General features: G+C 57.7%; 6 protein-coding genes. 2 read left to right on the forward strand and 4 right to left on the reverse strand.

From position 1 onward, the window contains the following. Nucleotides 1-8: 8 nt before the first annotated feature. The 3 genes from M3P88_RS11080 to M3P88_RS11090 form a co-directional block, all read right to left on the reverse strand. Nucleotides 9-1,043: an ABC transporter substrate-binding protein gene (locus tag M3P88_RS11080; protein WP_249616097.1), complete on the reverse strand. Its 1,035-nt coding sequence runs from the start codon at nt 1,041-1,043 to the stop codon at nt 9-11. A gap of 48 nt (nt 1,044-1,091) precedes the next feature. Continuing rightward, nucleotides 1,092-2,186 (reverse strand): ABC transporter ATP-binding protein, encoded by a 1,095-nt coding sequence (locus M3P88_RS11085; RefSeq protein ID WP_249616098.1) that lies wholly within the window; start codon nt 2,184-2,186, stop codon nt 1,092-1,094. 230 nt (nt 2,187-2,416) lie between these two features. Further along, nucleotides 2,417-7,213, reverse strand: coding sequence for an NAD-glutamate dehydrogenase (locus tag M3P88_RS11090; RefSeq protein WP_249616099.1), 4,797 nt, complete (start codon nt 7,211-7,213; stop codon nt 2,417-2,419). Nucleotides 7,214-7,495: 282 nt separating this feature from the next. On the opposite strand from M3P88_RS11090, the gene M3P88_RS11095 reads away from it, so the two are divergent. After that, entirely contained in the window at nt 7,496-8,299 is an 804-nt protein-coding gene (locus M3P88_RS11095; protein WP_249616100.1) for a transporter substrate-binding domain-containing protein, read from the forward strand. A 159-nt stretch (nt 8,300-8,458) separates the two neighbouring features. Next, nucleotides 8,459-9,385, forward strand: a complete 927-nt coding sequence (locus M3P88_RS11100; protein ID WP_249616101.1) for a GlxA family transcriptional regulator — start codon at nt 8,459-8,461, stop codon at nt 9,383-9,385. 35 nt (nt 9,386-9,420) lie between these two features. Here M3P88_RS11100 and M3P88_RS16010 read toward each other — a convergent pair whose 3' ends face one another. Further along, nucleotides 9,421-11,337, reverse strand: a complete 1,917-nt coding sequence (locus M3P88_RS16010) for a DNA recombination protein RmuC (RefSeq protein WP_249616102.1) — start codon at nt 11,335-11,337, stop codon at nt 9,421-9,423. Between the last annotated feature and the right edge of the window lie 90 nt (nt 11,338-11,427).

Here is an 11,427-nt window from a genome sequence, read left to right on the forward strand (position 1 = left end):
GCCTTGAATCAACGCGCGGCCCAGGCGTTGAAGCGCTGTTCCAGATCTTCGCCGTTATCCACCCAGAAGCCGACATCGATTGCTAGCGCCCCCTTCAGGTTGGCCGGGTCGGTTGGCAAGTTGGCGGCCACCTTGGCCGGCAACAGCTTGATGGCCTTGGTATTGGTCGGGCCATACGCAATCTGGCTGGCGTAGTTCTTCTGCTGCTCTGCCTTGCTGGCAAACGCGATGAACTGGGTTGCCTCGGCCGACTTGGCGCTCTTGGGGATGGCCCAGGAGTCGACGTCGTAAATGCTCTGATTCCACACCACCTTCAGGTTCTTGCCGTCTTTTTGTGCGGCATCGATGCGGCCGTTATACGCCGAGCTCATCACCACATCGCCGGAAGCCAGGAACTGCGGCGGCTGCGCGCCGGCTTCCCACCACTGGATATGCGGCTTGAGCTGGGTCAGCATTTTGAATGCGCGATCCACCCCGGCCTTGGTACCCAGCACCTTGTAGACCTGATTAGCCGGCACCCCATCGGCCATCAGCGCAAACTCCAGCGTGTACTTGGCCCCCTTGCGCAGGCCTCGCTTGCCGGGAAATTTCTTCACATCCCAGAAATCCTTCCAGCTGGCAGGTGCGACCTTGAGCTTGTCGGCGTTGTAGGCCAGTGCCGTCGACCAGACAAAAATCCCCACGCCGCACTCGGATACCGCCGGCTTGACAAAATCGGCCTTATTACCCACCTTGGCCCAGTTGATTTTCTCGAACAGCCCTTCCTCACAGCCGCGCAATAGCTCCGGCGACTCGACTTCGACCACATCCCATGTGGCCTTGCCGGCATCTACCATGGCCTTGATCTTGGCCATTTCGCCGTTGTAATCCCCGGCGGTCACATCGATGCCGCTCGTCTTTTCAAACGGCTGGTAAAACGCGACTTCCTGCGCCGCCTTGTTGGCGCCACCAAAAGAAATCACGGTAATCGACTTACCGGCCAAGGCTGGCAAGGCAAAACCGCCGATCACGGCCAGTGCCACACTCTTTTTGATCCTGTTCATTGCGCTCTCCTTGCTGTTATTCGGTTTTGTACTTATTTTTCCCGCCACTCAAGCTGCCAGCGCATCCAGCGCCCGCACATCGCGTGCCATCCAGCCTACATCCATCATGTCACCCACCTGCCAGGCGGCATCGATTTCGCCGACCGGCACCTTGACGATAAAGCCCCCCTGCCCGGCCACCTCCATACGCAAGCGCACGTGATCCCCCAGGTAGATAAACTCCATCAGCCTGGCTTGCAGCCGGTTTTCACAGCCCGCCGCCGCCGCATTCAGCCGCACCCGCTCCGGGCGAACCGACATTGAGGTCACCTCGCCCGAGCCCAGCATGGCCACACGCCGCGCCTTGACCAGCGCCCCATCATGCAGGCGTACATCGCACAGCTCGCCAGCCAGATTCACTACTTCACCGCGCAGGGTATTGTTTTCACCGATAAAGTTGGCCACAAAAGAATTGGCCGGCGACTCGTACAAGGTACTGGCGGCATCGATCTGCTGGATAATGCCGTCCTTGAACACGGCCACACGATCGGACATGGTTAATGCCTCGCCTTGGTCATGGGTGACATACACCACCGTCACCCCCAGACGCTCATGCAGATGCTTGATTTCCAGTTGCATATGCTCGCGCAACTGCTTGTCCAGTGCGCCCAAGGGCTCATCCATCAGCACCAACTTGGGCTCGAACACCAGCGCCCGCGCCAGCGCGACACGCTGCTGCTGACCGCCGGAGAGCTGCCCCGGATAACGGTGACCCAGACTCTCCAGGCGCACCATGGCCAGCCCGTTTTTGACCCGGTCGGCAATCTCGCTCTTGCCCATTTTGCGCAAGGTCAGGGGGTAGGCCAGGTTCTCCGCCACCGTCATATGCGGAAACAGCGCATAGTTCTGAAACACCATGCCGATATTGCGTTTGTGTGGCGGGATATGGTTGAGCAGCTTGCCATCAAAATGGATTGCGCCGTGGCTGGGCGTCTCGAAGCCGGCCAACATCATCAGGCAGGTCGTTTTGCCCGAACCTGAGGGGCCGAGCAGGGTCAGGAATTCGCCGCGACGGATGTCTAGATCCAGATTTTTGACAATCAATGATTCGCCGTCGTAGCTTTTTTGTACACCACGAAAACTGACCAGAACTTCATCCGCCATACCGTCTCCCATCTTATTTCGTTCCGCAAAGCGGAACTTAGTTTTACTTTTATAAAAGCTACCGCCTGTGCGAGCCCAAGTAAAGAGTCATTGCTCTATTGCAAACGTAATACCTTAAAAACTGTTGCATAATTGCCAGACACGGCGACTTCCGGGCACGACATAAAAAAAGGGCCTGCTCTTTCGAGCAGGCCCTTGCCTTTGCCGCCGAGTGACCCCGGCTTATGCGCTTAACTCAGCAAATGGTTATTCAGCTCACGCATACCAGCCGACAGCATGGCCAGATCCAGTAACTCGAAGGTTTGCAGTTCGGCAAACATCTGCTGACACTGCTCGACATTCACCGCGCGCACTTCCAGCCAGCAATGGGCAAAATCGCCTTCAATTCCGGCATCCAGCGCCAACTGCGTCAGGCGGCGATGCATGCGGTAAAGGTCGTCACGCAAGGCCGAACGCGCCAGCGATTGCCAACGGTTTTCGCGTGGCAAGCGGGTAATCGCATCACACAGCCAGTCCAGCTGCAGCTCGCGTCCCAGCGTGAAGTAGCCGGCGGCCAGATCTTCCAGCGCCCTGTCACTGCCCTCGCCAATTTCGATGATATCCATCAGCGGCACGGCAAACTCCAGACGCGCCAGCACCTGCGCCAACTGTTGCGGCATGCCCTCTACCGCCATGCGTGCTTCCAGTGCGGCCACTTGCGGGTAGGCCGCCGCATCGATCAGTTGCGGCAGGCTTTGCAGCAAGGCCTGCACCTTGCTGGCATAACGCTCGATCTGCGCACTCACCGCACCAAACGGACGACGGTTACGCAGTACCCAGCGCGTAACGCGCTCGATCAGGGTGCGCACCAGCACCATCATCTCGACCTGCAAATCGGCCGGCACACGGTTGTCCAGTGCCTCGATTTCACACCACAGCTTCTCGGCGTCAAATACATGGCTGGCAATCCACCAGGCGCGCGCGATATCGCAAGCCGGCAGCGGGGTTTCTTCCTTCAGGCGGAACATGAAGGTGGTACCCATGCGGTTGACGATACGGTTAGCCAATTGGTTGGCAATAATTTCGCGCTTGAGATAGTGCGACTTCATCGCCTCGCCAAAACGCACCTTAAGCGGCCCCGGGAAATAATCGACCAGAATCGGCAGGAAATCCGCATCGTCCGGCAGATCCGAGGCCAGCAGCGCCTGATCCAGCGTGATCTTGCTATAAGCCAAAAGCACTGCCACTTCCGGCGTGGTCAGGCCAGCACGCTGCGCGCGGCGCTCGGCCAGCTGGGCATCGGTCGGCAGATATTCCAGCGCGCGGTTAATCTCGCCGGCTTTCTCCATCGCCAGCATCATGCGCGTTTGCGCTCCCAGCATCTGCGGCGCACTCAGGCGATTAACCGCCAGAATCTGCGTCTGCAGATAGTTGTTGCGCAACACCAGATGGCCGACTTCCTCCGTCATTTCCGCCAGCAGCTCATTGCGCTGCTTAAGGGTCATATCGCCTTGCTGCATCACGCCGCCCAGCAGGATCTTGATATTCACCTCATGGTCAGAGCAGTCCACACCGGCCGAGTTGTCGATCGCATCGGTACAGATCAGGCCGCCCTTAAGGGCAAACTCGATACGGCCTTTTTGCGTGCAGCCCAGGTTGCCGCCCTCGCCGACCACCTTAACGTTCAGCTCGCAGCCGTTGACGCGCAATGCATCGGTTGCACGGTCGCGCACATCGGCGTGGCTCTCGCTCGTGGCTTTGACGTAGGTACCGATACCACCGTTGTAAAGCAGGTCGGCTTCGGCCTTGATAATCTCGTGAATCAGCTCGGATGGCGCCATGCTCTCGCGCTCGGTCTTGAGCCAGGCGCGCACTTCTGCCGACAGCGGGATGGATTTGGCCGAACGCTCGAAGATGCCGCCGCCTGCCGAGATCAGCTCGCGGTTGTAATCGGTCCACGACGAGCGTGGCAGATTAAACAGGCGGGCACGCTCGGCAAAGCTGATGCTGGCGACCGGGTTCGGATCAAGGAAAATATGCAGATGGTTGAATGCGGCCTTCAGGCAGATATGCTCGGACAGCAGCATGCCGTTGCCAAACACGTCACCGGCCATATCACCGATACCGATCACGCTGAAGTCTTCGCGCTGGATATCCTTGCCCAGATGGCGGAAGTGGCGCTTGACCGCTTCCCAGGCCCCGCGTGCGGTAATACCCATGCCCTTGTGGTCGTAACCTGCCGAGCCGCCGGAGGCAAACGCGTCGCCCAGCCAAAAGCCGTACTGTGCCGACACGCCGTTGGCGATATCGGAGAAGCTGGCCGTACCCTTATCGGCGGCCACCACCAGATAAGGATCATCCGCATCCAGGCGCACGACCTGCTGTGGCGGCACAATCTGGCCGCTCACCAGGTTGTCGGTCAAGTCGAGCAAGGCCGAAATAAACAGTTTGTAGCAGGCAATGCCCTCGGCCATAAAGGCTTCGCGCTCGGACGCCGCCGGCAGCTGTTTGCAGACGAAACCGCCCTTGGAGCCCATCGGTACGATCACCGAGTTTTTCACCATCTGCGCCTTAACGAGGCCGAGCACTTCGGTGCGGAAGTCTTCCATGCGGTCGGACCAGCGCAAACCGCCACGCGCGACCTTGGAGCCGCGCAAGTGCACGCCCTCGACACGCGGGCTGTACACCCAGATCTCGAACAGCGGGCGCGGCTGCGGTAGAAACGGTATCGCCGCCGACTCGAGCTTGAACGACACATAGGACTTGGTCTGACCCTCGGCATCCGCCTGCCAGAAGTTAGTGCGGCGGGTCGCCATAATCACGGTCAGGAAACCGTTGAGAATACGGTCTTCATCCAGATTGGACACCTTATCCAGCATGCCCTTCAGTTCGCTGCACAATGCTTCGGCGCGCACGCTATCTTGCTGTGCCGGCGCCAGTCTGGCGGCGAACAGTTCGACCAGCTTGCGGGTAATCTGCGGGTAATTGGCTACACACTGTTCGATATAAGCCTGGCTGAAAGTCAGGCCGGCCTGGCGCAGATATTTGGCCAGCGCACGCACCAGCGTGATTTCACGCCAGTTAAGCCCGGCCAATAGTGCCAGACGGTTGAAACCGTCACTCTCGCAACGCCCGGCAAAGACTTCAGCCAGCAATTGCTGGAAGTCCTGCTGAACGTCCTCATCCGCCATCTGCGCATAGGCTGCGCCCAACTCCAGACCGAAATCGGAAATCCACACCATGCTGCCATCGGCACGCTCGATACGGTAAGGATGCTCGTCCTGCACCTTGACGCCCATGTTTTCCAGAATCGGCATGCTGGCCGACAGGCCCAGCGGTGCGCCGCTACGGAACAGTTTCAGATTGAACTGCTGGGAAGCCCGGTGGAAGGGGCGATACAGTTTGATCGCCAGCGGCTGCTCGCTGCTGACCTGCGCGATATGCTGGATATCATGCACGGCACTGCGCACGCTGAATTCTTCGCGGTAAGCCAGCGGGAATGCCGACTGGTACAGGCCGAACAAGGCATTGCCCTGCTCTTCACCATGCGCTTCGGTCAATTGCACCGACAACTCGTCAACCCAGCCGCGCACGACGCGGGCAATCTCCTGCTCGACATCGCTCTCGCGGTATGCCGGCAGATCTGCCGCCTGGGTACGGATAATGTAATGCACTCGGGCCAGTACGCCATCACCGATTTGCACGCTGAACTCGGCCGCATTGCCGTTAAAAGCAGCCAGCAAGACTTTCTCGATTTTGAGCCTGACTTCGGTACTGAAGCTGTCGCGTGGCACATACACCAGGCAGCTGACATAACGGTGGTATCTATCCTTACGCACAAACAGGCGCACGCGCGGACGCTCTTGCAGATTGACAATGCCTTCGGCAATCGGCAGCAGGGTTTCCGCCTCGATCTCGAACAACTCGTCACGCGGATAGGTTTCCAGCACAAAACCCAAGGTCTTGGCCTTGTAACTGTTGTCGACAAAATCGCAACTCTCGGTCACATAGGCCAGCTTCTCGCGCAGGATAGGAATTTCATGCAGCGGTGCCTGATAGGCGCTGGCGGTATACAGACCCAGCAAACGCGACTCGCCGACGACCTCACCGGCGGCGTTAAAGCGCTTAATGCCGACAAAGTCCATATAAGCCGGGCGATGGATAATGGAGCGCGACTGCGATTTGTTCAGCACAATGCGCTGCGGTAGATGCGCCAGCTCGCGCAGTGCTTGCGGCAGCGCTTCAAAGCTGGCGGAATATTCCTTGCCTCCCTGGTCTTCCAATATGCCCAGCCCCGAGTCCTTGACGATCTTCAGGCTGTCCTTGCCGTCACGCTTAACCAGGTCATAGCTGCAGTAACCCATAAACAGGAAATGATTGGCAGCCATCCACTCGAGAAAAGCCCGCCCCTCCTGCCCCTGCTCGCCTTGTCCGGCCAGCTCTTCGCATAGGGCACTCACCCGCTCACGCATCACCGGCTCATCGCGCACCACCAGCTGAATGCTGGCCAGTACCTGCGTTAGCTCTTGCTGCAAAGCATGCAGTCGCGCCTCATCGCTGACGCGGTCCATCTGCACATGAATCAGCGACTCCAGCGGCAAGCTGCGGTCTTCGGTGCGTTTAATCTCCTGCAGCTGACCCGAGGCATCGCGCGCCACCGCGACCACCGGGTGCACCAGCAAATGCAGGTTCAGGCTATGGCGCGCCAGGAACATGGCAACCGAGTCAATCAGGAAGGGCATGTCGTCGTTGACGACCTCGATCACGCTATGCGTGCTTTGCCAGCCATCACGCTCGAAGTCCGGATTGTAAATTCGAACCTTGACTTGCCCTGGCAAGCGCTGCCCGGCAAACTCGTAATGCGTCATCGCGACACCAACCAGATCCTGCGCACTCTGGCGCGACAGGTCGGCATACTCGGTTTCTTCGAAATAAATAGGGAAAAAAGGAAGCAGTTGATCGGACTCGGCAGAAGAGAGCTTCTGTCTGGCCAGTCCCTGGATATCGGCAATCAGGCGGACAAGTTCGGTCTTGTTGCTAAACGACATGGAGCTTCCCTTTATTGTATGGTCACTGGGTAGTGTCGACGCATTGTAGATGCTGCTCCAATAAGCGCATTCTTGTTTTGCGACACGCATGTATACATACCCAGAACTACAATTTGTATGCATGAATGCTTACCATAGCCAAAAAGCAATGAAACTTCGTGTCTGGCAAGCAGATACATACCCACACCGGGCATAACACGTTAAAATCGCCGCGCCTGAGCAGTCCATAATCAATCAGCTCGCTCAAATAAATGGCACAAGCCGGATCAATATGGAGACAAAATGAGACGTTTTTCCGGCCTACTGGCTTGGCTCTGGCTGCTGCCGGCCATAGCCTATGGTGCGCCCGTCCTACGCTTCGGTGTCGATCTCAACTACCCCCCCTTTTCCTGGCAGGACAAAAAGGGGCAGGCACAAGGTTTCGATATCGACATCGCCTATGCCCTGTGTCAAACACTTGAAGTACGCTGCCTGATCGTCCCTCAGGATTGGGATGGCTTGATCCCTGCGCTCAAGGCGGGGAAATTCGATGCCATTTTGTCGTCCATGCAGATCACCCCGGAACGCATGCATCAAGTTGACTTCAGTGACAAGTATTACAACATACCCAGCCGTCTGATCAGCCGCAAACATGGCCAGACGGAAGCCGGCACATGGAAGGCGAAGCGCATCGGTGTATTGGAGTCCTCGACTCAGGAAAACTTTGCCCGTAAACGCTGGGGCACGCAGCAAGCCAGAATCATCAGCTATAGCGAGATCGGTGATGCCTTCCTAGCCTTGCAGCAAGGCAAGCTTGATGCCGTGTTTGTCGATAGCGCAGTGGGGGAACAGGCTTTTTTACGCAAGCCTGCCGGACGTGACTTTGCCTTTACCGGCCATAGCTTTTCCGATCCGGCCTACTTTGGCCCGGGTGCCGGCATTGCAGTGAAGAAAGGCAACCATGCTTTAAGGCTCAAACTGAATCAGGCATTACAAGAAATCAGACAAAACGGACGCTACCATAAAATACAAAACAAATATTTTGGCTTCGATATCTACGGCGACAAGCCGCAAGCTAAAGTGATCGCACCGGAAACCACACAATAAACGTACAATAGTCGTATTACCTTGTCGCAATGCTGAACAGGCAGGCAAGCTTGATCCTTAACCAATGCTCACACCGGTTACCCCGAATTCATGGTTCACCCTAAGTTACAGGCAAATAAACAGCTACGTTACGGCTTTTTGCTGCTGCCAAATGCTTCAATGGCTAATCTGGCCATTGCCACTGAAGTGCTGGTCGCAGCCAATCAGCTGGCAGAAAAACGCTGTTATGAATATCTGACACTCTCGCTTGATGGCGCAGCGGTGACGCTGCTCAACGGCCAAAAGCTGGAGGTTGATCTGCCCCTGCTTAACGCACCACGACTGGATGCCTTGTTTGTCCTCGCGGGTGATACGCATGGGGAAGTAGCAGTAGAAGAACTGGCCCGTGCCGCCGCCCTGCCCGGCAATGACAAAATGCTGATTGCCGGCATCGGTTGCGGCAGCTACTGGCTGGCGCGTGCCGGACTGTTGTCCGGTTATCGCGCCACCATACACTGGCAGGAAATCAGTCGCCTGACCGACGAGTTTTCCGATGTGATCGTGTCGGGCAATCTGTATGAAGCCGACCGCAACCGCGCCAGCTGTGCCGGCGGTGCGGCTACGCTGGATTTTATGGTGATGCTGGTTTCCGGGCTATTAGGCAGCGAGTTCGCCTCACGCCTGTCGGAAATTTTCAGCATGGAGCGCATCCGCCCGGGTAACGAGCGCCAGCGTATTCCGCTGGTCACCCGTATCGGCGGCAGCCAGCCCAAGCTCACCGAAGCGGTCAGCCTGATGGAAGCCAATATCGAAGAGCCGCTATCAACGGATGATATTGCCTTTTATGTCGGCGTTTCACGCCGCCAGCTTGAACGTCTGTTCAAACAATACTTAAGTACCGTTCCATCCAAGTATTATCTGGAACTGCGCTTGAACCGCGCCCGGCAACTGCTGCAACAAACCTCCAAGTCCATCGTACAAATCGGTCTGGCTTGCGGTTTTTCCAGCGGGCCGCACTTCTCCAGCACCTACCGCAGCCACTTCAATATCACCCCGCGCGAAGAGCGCTCGCAGCGTGCCATGCACCATGTAGCAGCTCAATCCTGAGCCGGGAAGCTGAGCGGGCAGCAAGCCATGCCCGCTCAGCTTGTGCCCAGTGCGGCCGCATCCTGCGGCCGCGCCAATTCTTCCTGTAAACGGGCACGCTCCAGATGGCTGGCCTCGATCTGCTTGGTCGAGCTAATGCCCAGCTCCTTAAGCTGCCCGGCCTTACCTATCATATTGTTGTTGCCATGACTCAAGCGGCGGTTAGCCGATTCAAAACTGTCCTGTGCCTGACGCAAACGCGTACCCAGCTTGTCAAAATCGGCGACAAAAGCACACACACTTTCATACAGCTGGGTACCGCATTTAACGATGGCCTCGGTCTGGCGGTTGCGCTTCTCCTGGCGCCACAGGTGAGACACGGTACGCACCACCGACATCAGCGTAGACGGGCTGACCAGCAGCACGTTTTTATCCCATGCTTCACGGAACAAATCCCTATCCTGCGTCACCGCCAGCATAAAGGCAGGCTCGACCGGCAGGAACATCAAGACAAAATCGATCGCATCCAGATCGTGCAGCTTCTGGTATTCGCGTAGCGACAGCCCTTTAAGGTGGCTGCGCACCGAGGCTAAATGGGCCGCCAGCGCGATCGTGCGCTCGGCATCGGTTTCTGCTGCCACATAGCGGGTGTAATCAACCAGCGATACCTTGGCATCAATCACCAGATTCCGCCCTTCGGGTAAGCGCAGCACCACATCCGGCTGTGCCCGGCTACCATCGTCGCGGGTGTAACTGGCCTGTTCGAAAAACTCGACACCGGCACTCAGACCCAATTGCTCGAGCAAATCCTTGAGGATCAGCTCGCCCCAGTTGCCTTGTGCCTTATTGTCCCCCTTAAGCGCACGGCTCAAGTTTCTGGCTTCCTGGCTCAAGGTCCTGTTCAAGCCGGCCAGCATTTCGACCTGGCTTTTCAGCTCGCTGCGCCCCTTGCCTTCCTCGACATAGACCTGCTCGACCTTGGCCTTGAACCCGTCAATCTGGGTCTTCAGCGGGCCAAGTAAAGTATCGAGGTTCTGTTGATTCTGCTCGGCAAAGCGCTGGCTTTTGGCTTCAAAAATCTGCTGGGCCAGATTTTCAAACTGGGTGGACATGGCCTCTCGCGCTTCGGCAAGTAAGGCCAGCTGTTTGCCCGCGCTCTCGCGGTCCGCCTCCAGCTGGGTTTTCAATGCCGCCAGTTCACTTTGCAGCGCATGACGTGCAAGCTCGGCACTGTCCCGCTGCGTTTGCGTCAGCGCCAGACGCTCAGCCAGCGCCTGGCTATCGGCTTGCGCTGAGGCAAGCATCGCCTTGGTTCGCCCCAACTCTTCGCGCAGCGTTGCCTGCAGTGTCGCCAGATCATCACGCGCCCCCACTGCCGCCTTCAGTTGTGCGGGAACTTCAAGCAGGGTCTCAAGCCGTCCTTGCAAAGCGGCCTGACTGGCGCCCGCATCCGCCAAGGCCTGTTGCATGGTTGCAAGCTCAGACTCCAAAGCATCACGACGTCGCTCGGTCTCGATCTGTTGCTGCAGCAACTGCGCTTGCGCCTCTTGCAGTGCCTGCGTCCGCGCGGAGGTGCCCGCATGACGCTCGCGCTCGGCAGACAAGGCGGCAGCATACTGCTGGCAAGACTTGCGCTCATTCGCCATCGCCTGCTCGTAAGCCGACAGCTGCGACTGCAGAGCCGGCACTTGGCGCGCCCTCTCCTCGAATTGCGCGCGGGCCTGCAATTGCCCTTCCAATAAGCCCGTCACACGAGAAAGCTCAAGGCGAACTTGCTCGGCCTCATCCTGTGCCTTGGCCAACTGCGCCTGTTGTGCCGCTATCTGCTGCGCCTGCAATGCCATCTCGGTTGCCGACATGGCATTAGCCTGCTCGACTGCAGCCGAAATTTTACCGCGCCCCAGCATCAGGGAGAGCGCAATACCGGCAAACAGGCCCAAGAATACAGCCAGTAATAGAACTGCACTTTGCACAATTTCTCCCCGAAAATAAGCCCAATTGAGTCGTTCAGTTTAACAGCAATTAAAACTCTCATTTCTACCGGCCGTAACACAGCAAAGCAG

The sequence above is a fragment of the Craterilacuibacter sp. RT1T genome, from assembly GCF_023502145.1.
Classification (GTDB): Bacteria; Pseudomonadota; Gammaproteobacteria; order Burkholderiales; family Chromobacteriaceae; genus Craterilacuibacter.

Coding starts and splice junctions, on each gene's coding strand:
- M3P88_RS11085 (WP_249616098.1), bottom strand. CDS start 2,186: ATGGCGGATGAAGTTCTGGTCAGTTTTCGTGGTGTACAAAAAAGCTAC.
- M3P88_RS11095 (WP_249616100.1), top strand. CDS start 7,496: ATGAGACGTTTTTCCGGCCTACTGGCTTGGCTCTGGCTGCTGCCGGCC.
- M3P88_RS11090 (WP_249616099.1), bottom strand. CDS start 7,213: ATGTCGTTTAGCAACAAGACCGAACTTGTCCGCCTGATTGCCGATATC.
- M3P88_RS11080 (WP_249616097.1), bottom strand. CDS start 1,043: ATGAACAGGATCAAAAAGAGTGTGGCACTGGCCGTGATCGGCGGTTTT.
- M3P88_RS11100 (WP_249616101.1), top strand. CDS start 8,459: ATGGCTAATCTGGCCATTGCCACTGAAGTGCTGGTCGCAGCCAATCAG.